Source organism: Erwinia aphidicola (assembly GCF_024169515.1).
GTDB classification, from domain to species: Bacteria; Pseudomonadota; Gammaproteobacteria; order Enterobacterales; family Enterobacteriaceae; genus Erwinia; species Erwinia aphidicola.
In genome coordinates, this window is sequence record NZ_JAMKCQ010000001.1 from 2,399,543 (window position 1) to 2,415,709 (window position 16,167).

Annotated in this window: 21 protein-coding genes and 1 pseudogene; 20 read left to right on the forward strand and 2 right to left on the reverse strand. The window is 54.7% G+C overall.

Going from position 1 to position 16,167, the window contains the following annotated elements; translation table 11 throughout:
• Positions 1–146 precede the first annotated feature (146 nt).
• Together J2Y91_RS11095 and J2Y91_RS11100 are read right to left on the reverse strand one after the other, a co-directional pair.
• The gene (locus J2Y91_RS11095; protein WP_253538346.1) at positions 147–1,184 is read right to left on the reverse strand and encodes a phage portal protein; all 1,038 of its coding nucleotides are present in this window, start codon (positions 1,182–1,184) and stop codon (positions 147–149) included.
• Positions 1,184–2,947 carry a terminase ATPase subunit family protein gene (locus J2Y91_RS11100; RefSeq protein WP_253538348.1) on the reverse strand — a complete coding sequence of 588 codons (1,764 nt, stop codon included), beginning with the start codon at positions 2,945–2,947 and terminating at the stop codon, positions 1,184–1,186. The genes J2Y91_RS11095 and J2Y91_RS11100 overlap by 1 nt, the downstream gene beginning before the upstream one ends.
• 144 nt (positions 2,948–3,091) lie before the next feature.
• Here J2Y91_RS11100 and J2Y91_RS11105 point away from each other — a divergent pair, with 144 nt between their 5' ends.
• From J2Y91_RS11105 to J2Y91_RS11200, 20 genes and pseudogenes are all read left to right on the forward strand, one after another.
• The gene (locus tag J2Y91_RS11105; protein WP_253538351.1) at positions 3,092–3,934 is read left to right on the forward strand and encodes a GPO family capsid scaffolding protein; all 843 of its coding nucleotides are present in this window, start codon (positions 3,092–3,094) and stop codon (positions 3,932–3,934) included.
• A 53-nt stretch (positions 3,935–3,987) separates the two neighbouring features.
• Positions 3,988–5,091 carry a phage major capsid protein, P2 family gene (locus J2Y91_RS11110; protein ID WP_253538354.1) on the forward strand — a complete coding sequence of 368 codons (1,104 nt, stop codon included), beginning with the start codon at positions 3,988–3,990 and terminating at the stop codon, positions 5,089–5,091.
• A gap of 3 nt (positions 5,092–5,094) precedes the next feature.
• Entirely contained in the window at positions 5,095–5,763 is a 669-nt protein-coding gene (gene gpM, locus J2Y91_RS11115; protein ID WP_253538357.1) for a phage terminase small subunit, read from the forward strand.
• A gap of 90 nt (positions 5,764–5,853) precedes the next feature.
• Positions 5,854–6,321, forward strand: a complete 468-nt coding sequence (locus J2Y91_RS11120; protein WP_253538361.1) for a head completion/stabilization protein — start codon at positions 5,854–5,856, stop codon at positions 6,319–6,321.
• The gene (locus J2Y91_RS11125; RefSeq protein ID WP_253538363.1) at positions 6,321–6,527 is read left to right on the forward strand and encodes a tail protein X; all 207 of its coding nucleotides are present in this window, start codon (positions 6,321–6,323) and stop codon (positions 6,525–6,527) included. Before J2Y91_RS11120 ends, J2Y91_RS11125 begins: the two co-directional genes overlap by 1 nt.
• Positions 6,528–6,529: 2 nt before the next feature.
• Positions 6,530–6,754, forward strand: a complete 225-nt coding sequence (locus J2Y91_RS11130; protein ID WP_133624753.1) for a phage holin family protein — start codon at positions 6,530–6,532, stop codon at positions 6,752–6,754.
• Positions 6,738–7,247 (forward strand): lysozyme, encoded by a 510-nt coding sequence (locus J2Y91_RS11135; RefSeq protein ID WP_253538366.1) that lies wholly within the window; start codon positions 6,738–6,740, stop codon positions 7,245–7,247. The genes J2Y91_RS11130 and J2Y91_RS11135 overlap by 17 nt, the downstream gene beginning before the upstream one ends.
• On the forward strand, positions 7,247–7,630 hold the full coding sequence (locus J2Y91_RS11140; RefSeq protein WP_253538368.1) for a DNZ54_00345 family protein: 384 nt from the start codon (positions 7,247–7,249) through the stop codon (positions 7,628–7,630). The genes J2Y91_RS11135 and J2Y91_RS11140 overlap by 1 nt, the downstream gene beginning before the upstream one ends.
• A 35-nt stretch (positions 7,631–7,665) precedes the next feature.
• Positions 7,666–7,974, forward strand: a pseudogene (locus J2Y91_RS11145) (Rz-like lysis system protein LysB); the annotation flags it as partial.
• On the forward strand, positions 7,898–8,218 hold the full coding sequence (gene lysC / locus J2Y91_RS11150) for an Rz1-like lysis system protein LysC (protein ID WP_253538370.1): 321 nt from the start codon (positions 7,898–7,900) through the stop codon (positions 8,216–8,218). The pseudogene J2Y91_RS11145 and the gene lysC, both read left to right, overlap by 77 nt.
• Positions 8,151–8,618 carry a phage tail protein gene (locus J2Y91_RS11155; protein WP_253538372.1) on the forward strand — a complete coding sequence of 156 codons (468 nt, stop codon included), beginning with the start codon at positions 8,151–8,153 and terminating at the stop codon, positions 8,616–8,618. The genes lysC and J2Y91_RS11155 overlap by 68 nt, the downstream gene beginning before the upstream one ends.
• On the forward strand, positions 8,615–9,067 hold the full coding sequence (locus tag J2Y91_RS11160) for a phage virion morphogenesis protein (protein ID WP_253538374.1): 453 nt from the start codon (positions 8,615–8,617) through the stop codon (positions 9,065–9,067). The genes J2Y91_RS11155 and J2Y91_RS11160 overlap by 4 nt, the downstream gene beginning before the upstream one ends.
• A gap of 45 nt (positions 9,068–9,112) precedes the next feature.
• Entirely contained in the window at positions 9,113–10,291 is a 1,179-nt protein-coding gene (locus J2Y91_RS11165) for a DUF262 domain-containing protein (protein WP_253538376.1), read from the forward strand.
• 9 nt (positions 10,292–10,300) lie between these two features.
• On the forward strand, positions 10,301–11,179 hold the full coding sequence (locus J2Y91_RS11170; RefSeq protein ID WP_253538378.1) for a HEPN domain-containing protein: 879 nt from the start codon (positions 10,301–10,303) through the stop codon (positions 11,177–11,179).
• A gap of 137 nt (positions 11,180–11,316) precedes the next feature.
• The gene (locus J2Y91_RS11175) at positions 11,317–11,952 is read left to right on the forward strand and encodes a phage baseplate assembly protein V (protein WP_253538380.1); all 636 of its coding nucleotides are present in this window, start codon (positions 11,317–11,319) and stop codon (positions 11,950–11,952) included.
• On the forward strand, positions 11,949–12,299 hold the full coding sequence (locus J2Y91_RS11180) for a GPW/gp25 family protein (RefSeq protein WP_253538383.1): 351 nt from the start codon (positions 11,949–11,951) through the stop codon (positions 12,297–12,299). The genes J2Y91_RS11175 and J2Y91_RS11180 overlap by 4 nt, the downstream gene beginning before the upstream one ends.
• 4 nt (positions 12,300–12,303) lie before the next feature.
• The gene (locus J2Y91_RS11185) at positions 12,304–13,212 is read left to right on the forward strand and encodes a baseplate assembly protein (protein ID WP_253538385.1); all 909 of its coding nucleotides are present in this window, start codon (positions 12,304–12,306) and stop codon (positions 13,210–13,212) included.
• Entirely contained in the window at positions 13,205–13,732 is a 528-nt protein-coding gene (locus tag J2Y91_RS11190) for a phage tail protein I (protein ID WP_253538388.1), read from the forward strand. The genes J2Y91_RS11185 and J2Y91_RS11190 overlap by 8 nt, the downstream gene beginning before the upstream one ends.
• 2 nt (positions 13,733–13,734) lie before the next feature.
• Positions 13,735–15,645 carry a phage tail protein gene (locus J2Y91_RS11195; protein ID WP_253538391.1) on the forward strand — a complete coding sequence of 637 codons (1,911 nt, stop codon included), beginning with the start codon at positions 13,735–13,737 and terminating at the stop codon, positions 15,643–15,645.
• Positions 15,646–15,653: 8 nt separating this feature from the next.
• The gene (locus tag J2Y91_RS11200; protein WP_253538395.1) at positions 15,654–16,091 is read left to right on the forward strand and encodes a tail fiber assembly protein; all 438 of its coding nucleotides are present in this window, start codon (positions 15,654–15,656) and stop codon (positions 16,089–16,091) included.
• Positions 16,092–16,167 lie beyond the last annotated feature (76 nt).

Below are 16,167 nucleotides of genomic sequence, written 5' to 3' on the forward strand. Positions count from 1 at the left end.
GCCGTGGTCTAAATCGTGGTTGTTTAATGTAATGCGTGCAGCAGCGGCCCTCTGAGAGCGTTACAGAGGGGGCTGATTCGTGGGGAAGTTTGGTGCGGTAGGGGCTATGAAAAAAAGGGCCCGATTGCCGGGCCGTGATCGTCGTATCAGGTAGGAGTGTTGTCCAGGCTGTAGGGGCGGAACGTGATCACCTCGTCCCCGAGCCAGGTGTTAATCTCTTTCATTCGCTCCTGTAGTGGCGTAAGTTCGTTGCGAACAAACACCTGAGCCGCTTTAACTACATCGCCGAAGCCGCCCTCGTTATCCGGGATTATGCCCATCATCTGCGGTGGCACCCGATGCGCGGCCAGCAGGTCATCACGGCTGGCCTTTTTGATATTGAAAAAGTCATCTTTGGTGGCAACCTCGCTGAGCGGCAGGATCTTAATTCCGTCCGGCTTTCCGTTCGGTGCGTACATGAACAGATTACGGAAGTTGCCCACGCCTTTTGTATCTCGCATCGCCTTGCGCATTTGCTCAATATCGCTGCTGCTCTGCGCGGCGTCGGTCATATACAGGATGTAGCCCGCGTGCGCGCCGTTCTGGTAATACTTGCGGCGGTACAGCGTGGCCGCTTCATTCAGCCATGCTGAGTTAAGCGCGCTCAGGTATTCCGGCAGGCCGTAAATCTCCTGGTTAACATCAGGCTCCAGCAGCTGGAACACGCTGCCCGGTTCAAAGCGGTGCGCGTCCTTCCAGTCGTTGATAAACCAGTACACGTCAGACTCAACGCCGCGCCGGGTATATTTCGCCGGTGAACACTCCACACGGAACCCTTTGCCGAGGGCGTTTTTTCGCAGTTCCGGGAAACCGTTGCCGAAAGTCAGATAGTCCAGCATGATGCGGCTAAAATCCTGCTGGCTGAGCATCGGGTGCGGGATGTAGGTGGACAGCAGAATATTGCGCTTAACGTAAATCGGCGAGCTGTGATGCACAGCGGCGCGCAGGCTTTTCGCCAGACCATGGAAGCTCACCGGCGGCTCGTACCAGCGCCCGTTACTGATGCACTCGGCATAATCCAGAATATCGCGCTTATCCAGCACCGGGATCGGCTCGCCAAAGCTGAACGCCTCGGCCTGCTGCGCTTCTGGCTTAACTTGCTCTGACTGGTTTTGAAAAGCCTTGCGGCCCCTGCGCTTGCTCATTAGTAAAACTCCATAAAGTTTGGACTCTGACCACCGGCGGCGGCGGTCAGTGGTTCGTTTAACAGGGCGTGCATGATTGCCCAGGCGACGTCAGCGTGGCTGGCTTCCTCGCTGCGGCTTGCTTCATAGGTTGAGCGGTTGCCGCTGGCGGTCATCGTTTTGCGGATCGCCATGAAAGACTGCGTGATATCGGTATTCCCGGCGTCGTACTCCAGGCGACCGCTGGTGATCGTGTCCTTCGCTTTCAGCACCATGGCGGTTTTCACCTCCGGCGAGTAACGGATTTCACGGGCGGCGGGGAAGAACTGGCGGACCAGCTGGAAAACGCCCTGGCCGATGCCTGTGGCGTCAATACCGATGTACTCGACGGTATATTTTTCTGTCAGCTCTTTGATGGATGCGGCCTGTGCGGCAAAGTCCATGCCGCGCCACTGATGGCGCTCCAGTACGCGGAACTTACCGCCCGGCACCAGCGGCGGCGCGATAACCGCACAGCCCGCGCTGTCGCCCGTGTGTGACGGGTCGTAGCCAATCCACACCGGGCGATAGTCGAACGGGCGCAGGGCGAACACGTTAAAGTCAGTCCATTCCTCCATGCTGTCGATCATGCAGCCCTGCAGCTCCGCAAACGGGAACACGCTCGCCTCATCGTCAACAAATTCGCACATCAGCAGGTTCTGGTACTCGGACGGGCTGTATTCGAGCGACAGCTGATCCAGGTCGAACAGGTTGCAGCCGCCGGTCAGCGCATCCTCAACGGTGACAATCTGCCGCCACTGGCCGTCAGCGCACAGCGAGCCGCCGGCGAGATGGGTGTGGCTCAGGTCCAGCTCGATGCGGTCGGCGCGATTGCGCCGGCCCTTGTTGAACAGTTCGCCGGACCAGAACGGGTAGGCGCTGTGCGACAGGCTGGACGGCGTGGAGAAATACGTGGTGCGCCATTTCTTGTGCAGCGACATGCCGCTGGCGACTTTGCGCAGCTCCTGGAATTTCGGGATCCAGAAATACTCATCGAGATACAGATTGCCCGTGTAGCTCTGCGCGGTACGCACGTTTGTCCCGAGGAAAATCAGTCGCGCCCCGTTCGGCAGCACAATCGGATCGCCCTTCAGGTCAACATCGACAAGGCGGGCAAAGTCGATAATGTAGTTTTTAAAGACGTGGGCCTGCGCCTTGCTGGCCGAGAGAAAGATTTGGTTGCGGCCGGTCACCAGCGCATCGATCAGGGCTTCGCGGGCAAAGTAAAACGTCGCGCCGATCTGGCGTGACTTCAGTATGTTACGAATGCGGTGCGCCAGCCCGGCTCTATGCCAGTGCAGCTGGTACTCAAAGCAGCCATCCATAAACAGCGAGGTCAGCTTTTCCGTGGCCTCTTCGCTGAACTCGTTTTTAGACGGCGGCTGACGTTCGCCCCGGTTGCGGTTGCGCACGTTGGGATTGAGATCGGCCTCGTTGCCGCTGCTGCGGTAGCGCTCGACGCGCGCCAGCCGCTCAATCTGGCGCCCGAGTGCGTCTATCTCCTTGTAATCACTATTCCCCTTTGTCTCTTTCATGATGAGCTGAATTAACCGCGCTTCCATGCTGGCCTCAACGCGGCTGATGGGGGCAATGCTTTCCCATTCGTCGCGGAGTTTCCAACTCTGCACGGTTGGCGTTTTGATGCTGAGCGTCTCCGCTATCTGGCGCACAGAGAAGCCCTGCCAGTAAAGCAGAGCGGCCTGACGGCGCGGATCGCTGATGATGGTGCCGGGTGTCGTATTCATGGCACCAAGGCTACCGGGGCAAAAAATGGCGCGCCCGTTGTCCCTGCTTGCTGATAAGCCAGCAAGCCGGGTTTCGTTGAGTGGTGTTGTGTTCGTGGTGAAACTGACCGTGACCTGAACCAACCCACTACCGGAGCCTGATTAATGGCAACTAAAGCAAAGCGCTTTCGCATCGCAGTTGAGGGCGCAACAACAGACGGGCGCGTGATTTCCCGCGACTGGATCTCGCAGATGGCGAAAAACTACAGCCCTGTTGTGTACGGTGCGCGCATCAACATGGAACACATTCGCGGCTATGCGGCTGACAGTTCGTTTCGTCGCTTTGGCGATGTGACCGCAGTCGAAGCTGAAGAAATCGCCGACGGCCTGCTAAAAGGCAAGCTCGCGCTGTATGGCTACATCGACCCGACCGACGAACTGATCGCGATGACCAAAGCGCGTCAGAAAATCTATACCTCAATCGAAGTTAACCCTGAATTCGCCGACACCGGCGAGGCGTACCTCGTCGGCCTGGCCGTCACCGATGACCCGGCGAGCCTTGGCACGGAATACCTGAGCTTCAGCGCGACGGCAAAAGCTAACCCGCTGGCGGCTCGCAAGCAGGACAAAAACAACCTGTTTACCGCCGCTGAGGAAACGCTGATCGAATTCTTCGAAGAGGCCGACCCCGGTCCGTCACTGCGTGACCGCATCGCCGCGCTGTTCTCCGCGAAAAAGAAAGCGGATGACGTACAGAGCGCTGACGTTCACGCCGCCGTGACGCTGGTTGCCGAGCAGCTGACCGCCAGCGAGCAGGAGTCCGCTGAGGCTTTATCCGCGCTTGAGAAAAAAATCTCTGACCGCCTGGATGCGCTGGAACTGGAAACCACCACCGGGCGCGCCGAGCTGGAAAGCCTGACCAGCACGCTGTCAAAAACCGACGGCAATTTCCACAAGCGCCCACGGGCTGACGGCGGCGACAAGACCAGCGTACAAACCGACTGCTGAAGGTAGCCCCGGCCAGCAGAAAGAAAACCGAAAAACCGATTACAGGAATACCCATGCGCCAGACAACCCGCTTTAAATTTAACGCCTACCTGACCCGCCTCGCTGAACTGAACGGCGTGGATACCGGCGATATGAATAAGAAGTTCTCCGTTGAGCCTGCGGTGAGCCAGAGCCTGATGACCCGCGTACAGGAGTCGTCTGACTTTCTGACCCGCATCAATATCACCCCGGTTGTCGATATGAAGGGTGAGAAAATCGGGATCGGCGTGTCCGGCTCGATTGCCAGCACCACCGACACCTCCGGCGGTGACGAGCGCGAAACGGCTGACTTCTCCGAGCTGACGCAGGACGGCTACGAGTGCACGCAGACCAACTACGATTTCCATATTCGCTATAACCAGCTGGATCTGTGGGCGCGTTATGAAGACTTCCAGACCCGCCTGCGTGACGCGATTATCAAACGCCAGGCGCTGGATCGCATCATGGCCGGCTTCAACGGCATTGCCCGGGCGAAGACCTCCAACCGCACCACCAACCCGCTGCTGCAGGACGTGGCGACCGGCTGGCTGCAGAAATACCGCCTGCATGCTGCCGACCGCGTTATGAGCAAGGTCGTCGGCGAAGATGGCGCGCTGATTTCCGATAAGGTCCGCGTCGGCAAAGAGGGGGATTACGCCAACCTCGATGCGCTTGTGATGGACGCGACCAATACCATGATCGCGCCGTGGTATCAGGAAGACCCGGAGCTGGTCGTTATCTGCGGGCGTCAGCTGCTGGCCGATAAATATTTCCCGCTGGTGAATCAGTCACAGCCAGCCACTGAGCAGCTGGCCGCTGACGTGATTGTCAGCCAGAAGCGCATCGGTAACCTGCCGGCGATCCGCGTGCCGTACTTCCCTGCTAACGCCCTGTTTATTACCCGCCTCGATAACCTGTCGATTTACTGGCAGGAAGGGACGCACCGCCGGATGATTGTTGAAGAGGCTAAACGCGACCGCGTCGAAAATTACGAATCCATCAATGAGGATTTCGTGATCGAAGATTACGCCGCCGGTTGCCTGGTGGAAAACATCGCGCTCGGTGACTTTACGCCGGTTAAAGCCGCTGCAGCCGAGCCGGAAGCGTCAGCACCAGCCGAAACGGAAGCAGGAGAGTAACGCATGTTAAGCCCTGCCCAGCGTCACGTTATGCGCCAGCAGGCCGTCGAAGCATCGCAGCAGGCTGACGGCCCGCTGCGTCATGCTAACGGCTATGAGCGAATGCTCATAAAGCTCAATGAAGATAAGCGCCGCCTGAGCAAGACGCGCTCCAGGGAAAAAAAGGCTGAGTTAAAGCGCGAGATGCTGCCCGGCTATCTGCCGTGGGTATCTGGCGTGCTGAGCCAGGGCAAAGGCGCACAGGATGCCATCCTGATGACCGTCATGATCTGGCAGCTGGATGCCGGGGATATTCCCGGCGCGCTGGACATTGCCCGCTACGCCCTACAGTACGGGCTGGTGCCGCCCGACAAGTTCAGGCGCAACAGCACGGCTTATCTTCTCACCGAAGAGGTTGCCGATGCGGCGACCCGGTCGTGGACAGCTAAAGAGCTGGTCGATATTGACCCGCTTCTGGCAACGCTTGAGCTGACGAAATCCGAAGATATGCCGGATGAAGTGCGCGCTAAGCTGCACAAAATCACCGGCTATGTGCTTCGCGATATGGGCAGGGCTTTGGATGCAATGGAACACCTGAAACGTGCGCTGCAGCTTCACCAGGGCAGCGGCGTTAAAAAGGACATTGAGCGGCTGGCAACCGACCTTAAAAAGCAGGCGCTTGCCAGCCGTTAACAGAACGCGCCCCGCGCCGGGCGGCAGGGCGGCAATGAGCCTTTCAGGCTTCTGCGCCGCCCTCCACCGCCCACCTATTCAGAGGCAACGATGCAAACGGTAGTCATACCTCAACCGCGACCGGCCGAAAGTGCCGAGCCGCCGATTGTTAATACCTTTTTCTGGCCGGACGTCGATGTTCAGCGGCTGCGCGAAACCCTCCGCTATGAGGGGACCGTGCCAGCTGCACGGCTCCGCCAGGCGGTAAAAACGGCCATCGCGGAAGTCAACGCCGAGCTGTACGAATACCGGGCGGACCAGATGGGGGCGGGCTTTAAGCTGCTGGCCGACGTCCCCGCCGACCAGCTCGACGGCGAGAGCGAAAAGCTGACGCATTACTTCGACGCGGTGAGCCACCTGACCGCGGCAGTGATTGTTGAGCGCTACCGGGGCTATGACGCCAGCGGCACAAAAAAGGCCGAGGAAATCAAAGCCAGCGCTGACGAATACTGGCGCGACGCCCGGTTCAGCATCAGCAAAATCGCGGGTAAGCGCCCGTGCATTATCGGGCTGCTGTGATGAACGTTTTAGCGCAACAGGGCGATACCGTTGACGAGATTTGCTATCGCCACTATGGGCGCACGGATCAGGTCGTTGAGCTTGTCTATGCGGCTAATCCCGGCCTGGCCGAGAGCGGGCCGGTACTGCCGCACGGATGCGAGGTTACGCTGCCCGATTTGCCTGATTCACCGGTCGCGGGTGAAACCGTGAACCTCTGGAGTTAGCAATGGAAAAAAGCAATTCAATCATCACTTACCTGGTCGGGCTGCTCATGATGTGGTTTAGCCGCCACACGGTGCAGGACATTGCCTTTATGGTCGGCGCGTTTGTCGCCGTGGTCACGCTGGTGATCAACGTGGCGAACTTTTTTATCAACTGGCATTACCGGCGCAAAACCTTTGAGCTACAGCGCAGGAACGTGCAGGGGGTGACGCTTGAATCAGATGGCTAAACGCTGTGCCGTGGTGGCTGTACTGGCAATAGCTGCGCTTCTGCCGGAATTCAGCACGCTGAAAACCTCCGAGGCCGGGCTGAAGCTGATAGCGGATGCAGAAGGTTGCCGCACCACGCCTTACCAGTGCAGTGCCAACGTATGGACCAACGGCATCGGGCATACCGAGGGCGTGACGCCGAAAAGTGTCATCAGCGAGCGGCAGGCGGCGGTAAACCTGGTATATGACGTGATGCGCGTCGAGCGCGGCATTGATGCCTGTATGCCGGTCGCTATGCCGCCGCAGGTCTATGACGCCGTGGTGTCATTTGCTTTCAATGTCGGCGTGCGCGCCGCATGCACGTCAACCCTCGCGGCTTTCGTTAAGCGCAGCGAGTGGGCCAGCGCCTGTCACCAGTTAACCCGCTGGGTATACGTGAAGGGCGTCAAAGACAAAGGTATTGAGAACCGTCGGGCGCGTGAGCTGGCCTGGTGTTTAAAAGGAGCAGAATAATGAAGAACCAAAAGATCGCACTATTTTTCCATATTACGTTTATCGCGCTGCTGGTTGCCGGTGTGGTTAATCCGGGGTGTGTGGCGGCGTATATCGCAGGCGCATATCTCTGGCTGATGATGGCGATCACCTGGGTAATTATGCTGGCGGGTTCATTATGTTATCTGGGCGGAGAGGCTTTCGTAAAAATTGTGCACGGTAAAATCAGGCCATTTTTTATCCGTGATAAACCGGTTAACCCTTTCAGGCTTTGGGGGGTGAGGGTGTTAATCGCTGTTTCGTTCGGCTTATCAGGTTTTTACAGCACTTTAGTGGTCTACGTCATGACGATGGCTATGCATGAATGTTGCCGTTTAACTTTTGACAGGCAGCGCCCGGCGTGACCCGCTTGCTTGCGGTGTTTTTTGCCCTGGCTCTGGTGGCGCTGGCTTTCACCGGCTGGCAGCTGTCAGAGGCAAGGGGCGATCTGAGCGATGCGCAGCGCATTATCGGCACGCTTTCAGCCGGAATAGCGAGTCGTGATAAAGCCATCGCCCGTATAAATGACGAGGCACGCGAGGGGCAGAAACGCGAGGCGGCGCTGCGACTGCTGCAGGGCAGGGCCAGTACCGGCGCACTAAACCGGGAACTGCAAATACAGAGGGAAACCGATGCGAACCCATCACTACGCGGCTGGTCTGCTGCTGCTTTGCCTGACGATGTTATCAGGTTGCACAGTCGTCCCGCCTTTGCCAGTGCCAGAGATTATCTGGACTGGCTGTCCACGCGTGACAAGCTGCCCATTCCCGGCCAACAGCCTGCGGACGCAGGGCGATCTGGCGGCGGATAACCGGCAGTTAGAGGCTGCGCTCGCGTCTTGCGGGCTGCAGGTCGAGATCATCAAAGAATGCCAGGAGCAGCACGATGCTGAAACCCAAACAGTTACGCCAGGCGTTAACCGACAGCGTGCTGCTGCTGCAGCGAAGCCCTGACAGCCTGAATATGTTCATTGATAACGGGCGTATTGTGTCAACGCTCGCCAGCTCGCTGTCGTTTGAATATCAGTACCAGCTGAATCTGGTTATTACCGATTACGGTGACAATCTCGACCTGCTGACCGTGCCGCTGCTGGCGTGGCTGCGGGTGAATCAGCCAGACATTATGGCCAGTGAAGAAAAGCGCCGCACCGGGTTCACGTTTAACGCCGATATCATCAGTGATACGGCGGTAGATATCAGCATCAACCTGCAGCTGACCGAGCGGGTGATCGTTAAAGAGCAGGAGGGCGAGCTGCACGTTAACCACGTTGGTGAGCCGCCGCTGCCGGAGAATAATTCCCGCCCGTGGCAGCTGTACGTTAAAAATGAACTGGTTAGCGAGTGGCAGCTATGAATGAACTTGAACCGCTGGAAACAAAGCTCACTGCCCTACTCGCTAATCTGTCACCGGCAGCGCGTAAAAAGATGGCAACTGATATTGCGCGCAAACTGCGGGCCAGCCAGCAACATAACATCAAGCAGCAGCAGGCACCCGACGGCACGCCGTTTAAGCTGCGCAAGGCGCAAACATTACGCGACAAGAAAGGTCGCGTTAAGCGACAGATGTTCGCAAAGCTGCTTACCAGTAATTATCTCAAGACTAAAGCTTCAAATGAGGGGGCCTTGGTTGAGTTCACCGGACGCGTGCAGCACATGGCACGGGTGCATCATTACGGCCTGTTTGATAGACCTGCGCGTTGTAGCAAGGATGTTAAGTATGAATCTCGTCCCTTGCTTGGATTTAATGCAAAAAATCATACGGAAATCATAAATCTATTTTATAAATCTTTAGGAAAGGGATAAAATCATTATGCGTCTATGAGAAAAAATTCTACAAAGGGTATGTGTATGAATAACAAAATTATCGATGACAATGAAATCAACGAATGGTTTGAGTCTGAAGAAGAAATTGATGAAAAACCTATTGATAATACTCAGTTGACAATTGAAGAGAAGTTTTCCCAGTCTCAGCTTAGGGTCATAAGAACTTCAATGGATTTCACCTTGCATCATCTCAAACAATCTTTAGAGGATAAAGAGTACATAAATGCCTCCCCAAAATATCAACGCCGCCATCGTTGGGATATTAAGAAAAGATCTCAACTGATCGAGTCTTTTTTGATGAATATTCCCGTTCCTCCAGTTTTTCTTTACGAAAACAATTATAACCAATATGAAATTATGGATGGTCGCCAAAGGATTGATACCTTAAGGAGTTTTATGAATAATGAATTTCCATTAAGGGGGCTGGAATTTTGGAAAGAGCTTGAGGCTAAACGACACCATGACTTACCACAAATTATTCAGCGAGGTCTTGCAAGAAGGACTATTAATGCAGTTGTGTTATTAGCGGAGACTATGAAAGATAGCAATGACGATATGGATATAAGGAAGATACTTTTTAAAAGGTTGAATACTGGTGGTGTTCAATTAAATCCTCAAGAGTTAAGGAACGCTCTCTATCCTGGTGATTTTAATGAACTAGTGTCAAAGTTATCCCGTTATCCTACATTTACAGAAGCATGGGGGATTCCGGACTCCAATAGTGATGAAAACAATGAATTATCACAAAAGTTAATAAAAAACACTCTTTTTAAGAGCATGGCTGATTGTGAACTTGTACTTAGATACTTTGCTATTAAAAGAATTATTACAGAAAATGCCAAAGGATCACTAAGGAGTATCTTAGATAGAACGGCTAAACAATATCAATTTTTAGATATTGCTGAAATAAAAAGACACGAAGAAGATTTCAAAAAAACAATAGATGGTCTATATGATATTTTTCAAGAGGAATTATTTATAATGCCTTCGACTGGAAAGTTAAGTAGGCCACTATATGATGCATTTATGGTTGCATATAGCAATTTAAACATTTCAGAAATCGGTGCTCCAGATGATATCAAAAGAGTAATTCACTCTGTTCAACCAGGAGCTAAAGAGTATGATATCCTGACTGGTAAAGGGAATACGACTGAGTCTATAAGAGAGCGAATTGACCTCGCTACTGAAATTCTTAAGTCTTAAGGTGCCGCCATGTACACTACATTAGAAGATTTTCATGGTGACATTGCAAAAGCGAAATCATTATTACAAATGACTGTTCTCTTAAAGGATTTTTCTGGAGTGAGCTTTGTTGGTGAGAGTCTTTCTTCCGAACTGAGCCATGAAAAAAAAACAGGAAATTCAGATGGTGATCCTGTAAATAATGCTGATGCTGGGTTATTGAATAAGATTGATTCGCTGTATTCTTGTTCAAGAAACAACCATTCCAACTTAACTATTCTCAATGGCACTCTTTTGCTTTTTATTTCAGGTAGATTCGAGTCGTTTGTTCGTGAAACATTTGAAGAACTATGTAAAAATATCGTTGACATGTCTGAGAGATATTGTTATCTGCCAAAAGAAATGAGAGTGAATTTGATAAAATTCACATCGGAAGTCATCTCCAATCCCAGAAAATATGGACATGCTGATGGTGGGGTTAAGTCCTTTGTAAGAATTCTGTCAAAAAACTTAATTGATGATGAAGACTTGGCTGAGGTAAATCACCAATGTTTATCAGTGACCCATGAGAACATGCGGGCAGAGATTTTATCAGATTTATTTAAAAGAGTTGGGGTGAATGATATCTGGGAGAGAGTTTCTCAACAGTCTCAGATGCAAGTCCACTTCGGAACAGGCGAAGCCTCGGCTGCCAAATCGAAAGCAGAAAAACTGCTGAACGATATTATGACTACAAGGAATCACATCGCTCACCCATCGAGAAGTGTGACATGGCCTGATGCCGAGTTTATTAATGGCGCGCTGAATTTTTTAGAAACCTTAAGTAGTGTTCTGATTGATTCTCTTAATGCATCTGAGTTTGAGGTGAGATCTAAAATAGAATCATCACGCAATAGAAACGGCAGTTGAATGTTATGACATGTTAAATTGGTTCTAAAATGATCGAACAGGAAATCACTCACCACCTCGCCCTGTGATCTTCTTGCCTGTCTGCCATCGGGCGGCACTTCGTTGCTGCCCGACCTTCCTGCAGTGAAACTTGCCGCATGAACGCACAACTCAGCGACACCCTGCGCCTGCTGCGCAACCTGATCCGTATCGGCACCGTGTCCGCCGTCAATCTCGACGGCGGCACCTGTCGCGTGGATACCGGAAACAACACCACTGACTGGCTGCACTGGCTGACCGCCCGCGCCGGAAGAACACGCTCCTGGAATGCCCCGTCGGTGGGCGAGCAGGTGCTGGTTTTATGCCTTGGCGGCGAACTGAATACAGGCTTTGTCATGCCCGCCGTTTTCTCTGATGACAACCCGGCCCCGTCTGCCTCGGCTGATGCGCTTCACTGGGCATTTCCCGATGGCGCGGTGATCGAGTACGAACCCGCCACCGGCGCGCTGACCGCTACCGGGATGAAAACCGCCACGGTTGAGGCGGCGGATTCAGTCACGGTGAAAACCACCAAGGTGCTGGTCAACGCCAGCGAAAAAATCACCCTCGACAGCCCGCTGGTTGAATGCACCCAAAAGCTCAAAGCAGCCACGTTTGAGCTGACCGGCGGCGGCTCCATGAAAGGCAATATTACCCACAGCGGCGGCAGCCTCACATCTAATGGTGTTGTGTCACACAGCCACACACACGGCGGCATCGAGCGCGGCGGAAGCAGTACGGACGGGCCAAAATGACAGCGGCTAAATACAGCGGTATGAACCGCGATACGGGCGTGCAGGTTGCTGATATCGAACACATCCGGCAGAGCGTGCGCGACATTCTTACCACGCCGGTGGGTTCCCGCGTCATGCGGCGCAGCTATGGCTCGCTGCTGTCGGCGCTGATTGACCAGCCCAACAACAACGCGCTGCGTCTGCAAATTATGTCGGCCAGCTACATGGCGATCCTGCAGTGGGAACCGCGGGTAAAGCTGACCGCTATTGACTACATCCCGGATTTCAACGGCGGGATGGTCGTGGAGATCACCGGTGAGCGCACCGACGCGCTGCAAAACTTTTCCCTTACCGTTCCCGTGAGCTAACCCTATGGCAACTATTGACCTGAGCCAGCTGCCCGCGCCTGACGTGGTGGAAACGCTGGATTATGAAACTCTTTTGGCCGAGCGCAAAGCCACGCTGATTTCGCTGTACCCGGCAGATCAGCAGGAGGCGGTCGCCCGCACCCTGTCCCTTGAATCGGAACCCATCGTTAAGCTTCTGCAGGAGAACGCTTATCGCGAGGTCATTCTGCGCCAGCGTATTAATGAGGCGGCAGAGGCCAACATGGTCGCCTGGGCAAGCGGCGCGGACCTTGACCAGCTCGGTGCGAATAACGGCGTCGTGCGTCTGACGCTGACTGCAGCAGATGACAGCGCAATCCCGCCCGTCGCCGCCGTGATGGAAAGTGATGATGATTTCCGGCTGCGCGTAGCCTCGGCGTTTGAAGGGCTGAGTGTGGCCGGTCCGACCGGCGCGTATGAGTTCCATGCCAAAAGCGCCGACGGACGCGTATCAGACGCCACGGCGATCAGCCCGTCGCCCGCCTGCGTCACCGTCACAGTGCTTTCCCGTGAGGGTGACGGCGTGGCCGCTGCTGGCCTGCTGTCCGTGGTGGATGCCGCGCTGAATGACGAGAACGTGCGCCCGGTAGCCGACCGCTTAACCGTTCAGTCAGCCGCGATTGTTAACTACAGCGTGGACGCCGTGCTGTACATCTATCCGGGGCCGGAAGCCGAGCCGGTGCGCGCCGCAGCCGAGGCAAAGCTCCGGGCGTTTGTCTCCGCGCAGCGCCGCCTCGGGCGCGATATCCGTCAGTCAGCGCTGTATGCCGCGCTTCACGTTGAGGGCGTGCAGCGGGTGCAGCTGAACGCACCGACGCAGGATGTGGTGCTGGATAAAACCCAGGCCGGCTACTGCACCGGCTACACCATCACCGTCGGGGGTTCCGATGAGTGATCGCCTGTTGCCCACGGGTTCCTCCGTGCTGGAGGTGGCGGCGGCAGAAGCCTGCGCCGCGATTGAGAAAACCCCCGTACCGCTGCGCAAGCTGTGGAATCCGGCGACCTGTCCGGTTGAGCTGCTGCCCTATCTCGCCTGGGCGTGGTCGGTTGACCGCTGGGATGCAGGCTGGAGTGAGACGACCAAGCGCAGCGTGGTTGCGTCATCTGCGGCCCTGCACCGCCATAAGGGCACTCTCGGGGCAGTGCGTCGGGTAGTGGAGCCGCTGGGCTATCTGATTACCGTCACTGAATGGTGGCAGACCGGCGACGCGCCGGGCACGTTCAGGCTTGAGATAGGCGTGCTTGAATCGGGCATCGACGAAAAGATGTATCTCGAAATGGAGCGCATGATTGCTGATGCGAGGCCCGTCAGCCGTCACCTTATCGGCCTTACCATCACGCAGGATATTCAGGGCGTGATTTATATTGGCGCTGCGCAGTATGACGCAGAGACAACCACTATTTATCCGGGTTAATTATGGCGCAGAAATATCAGTCAATCGTCACCCTGACCGGGCAGGCGCGTATCGCAGCTGCTGTTCAGGGGAGTAGCAAGGCAGACATCACCACTATGGTTGTGGGAGACGGCAACGGCGCACCAACTACCCCCAGCGCTTCACAGACGCATCTCGTTAATGAGGTGTGGCGGGTCAAACTCAACTCGCTGAAGGTGGACGCCAAAAATAAGAACTGGCTGATCGCCGAGGCTATCGCTCCTGCCAGCGTCGGGGGCTTCTGGATGCGTGAGCTGGGTTTACTGGCATCTGACGGTTCACTGATGGCCGTGTGTAACATGGCGGAAACCTATAAGCCGACCCTTGAGCAGGGATCGGGGCGTACCCAGACGCTGCGCATGGTGCTGAGCGTGACGGATACCAGCGCCGTAACACTGCTGATTGATGACAGCATTTCGCTGGCGACAGAGGAGTATGTTAATGACCGGCTGGCAGAGCACGAGCTGTCGCGTAATCATCCTGACGCGACGCTGAGCGAGAGGGGCTTCGCCATCCTCAGCAGCATTATCAGCGAAGATGAAACCCGCGCCGCCACGCCAAAGGCAGTAAAGGCCGCTAACGATAATGCTAATGGCCGCGTGCCTGCCTCTCGCAAGGTAAACGGGCTGGCCCTGACGGCAGATATCAACCTCGGGGCGGCGAGTGTCGGGGCGTACACCAAAGCCGAGACGGATACACAGGTCGCTGTGGCAAAGGCTGCTGCGGATAACGCCAACGCCAACGCTAACGGGCGGGTTCCTGCCTCACGCAAGGTAAACGGGCTGGCCCTGACGGCAGATATCAACCTCGGGGCGGCGAGTGTCGGGGCGTATACCAAGGCTGAGACGGAAACGCGTGTTGCGACGGCGAAGACTGCTGCAGACAATGCCAATACCAATGCTAACGGGCGAGTACCATCGGCCCGTAAGGTAAATGGCAGGGAATTATCTGCTGATATTGAGATCACCGCTGGCGATGTGGGTGCCATTCCCGATGGCTCAATCTTTGGCGGGCCGAATGCGCCTGCGTGGGATGCTAAAAGCGGAATGTATAACCTGTCACTGGACGGTGCATCACAGATGATATTTCATCTGAATCAGGGAGTGGGCAGCTGTCCGGCAGCACAGATTAAGTTTGATTATAAAAATCGTGGCATCTGGTATCGAACTGCCCGCGATAAATTTGGATTTGAGGCTGACTGGTCTGGGTTTTATACAACGACTAATAAACCTTCTGCTGGTGATGTTGGGGCGTTGTCCTTAGCTGGCGGTACTATGGGTGGCAGTATCACGGGAGTTTATACAGAAAGTTCGGCTTGGGCGGATCAATACCGCACAAAAGCACCTTTTTTTGACGACTACGCATCAACAGCAGGAAGCGCTTATCGCCCCATTATTAAGCAACGAGCAACGACAACCGGGAATTCCTGGGCATTTTCGATGGGCACTCTACTTAGTGGCGGAGCGCTTAGCTGGCATCTGCATATTCGTGGTTCGTCTGGATTGGATATTAATCACCGATGGGCAACTGACGGAAATTACTATGCGGCGAATCAGCTAATTCCGGCTAGCTATACCAATTTTGATGCCCGCTACCAGCCAAAAAACACCGCTTCAATTTCAACTGCTGGAGGGTGGCAGCAGGATAGTACGACCGGTCTGATAATTCAGATGGGAACCGTAAGCCGAACTGGCTACAGTACAGCCGTAAATTTTCCTAAAGCATTCCCTAATTTCTGCATGGGCGTCCTGCTTACACTTAGCGATGCCGGCACCGGTAGACTTGACGACTCATTAAGCAACATCAGATCGTTAAGCCACAGTAAAACGGGTTTTACGTATGGTTCGAACGGCGACCCGGAGAAAAAGGCATTCTGGGTGGCATTTGGTAAATAGGATACAAAATGAAAGACAAATATTTCTGGAGTGCTAAAGAAAACGGCTTTTATCCTGAATCAATGAAAGAACTTTATGAAACCAGCCGTGATGGCTGGCCGGAGGACGCCGTTGAAATCAGCGCTGAAGACTACAATGCTCTGTTTGCCGGCCAGTCAGCGGGTAAAGTCATTACGCCTGGGGATAATGGACGTCCAGTGCTGACGGACCCGCCACCGCCTACAAATGAACAATTGGTAGCGCAGGCAAATTCCCGCATTAAATCGTTAATGGCCCAGGCAACTACGGCTATCGCGCCATTACAGGATGCTGAAGATCTCGGAATACAGACTGATGAAGAGGCCGCAATGTTAAAGGCCTGGAAAACTTACCGCGTCCTGCTCAGCCGAGTTAAACCTGAAGATGAAAAGATAAACTGGCCTGAAATGCCCCAAGTTCCACAATAGCTGCCACAATGCTTGCTGGTTGAAGAGCAAGCCGCAACAGCATGCATCCCCTCGCATGAGCTGACAATCTGAGCGC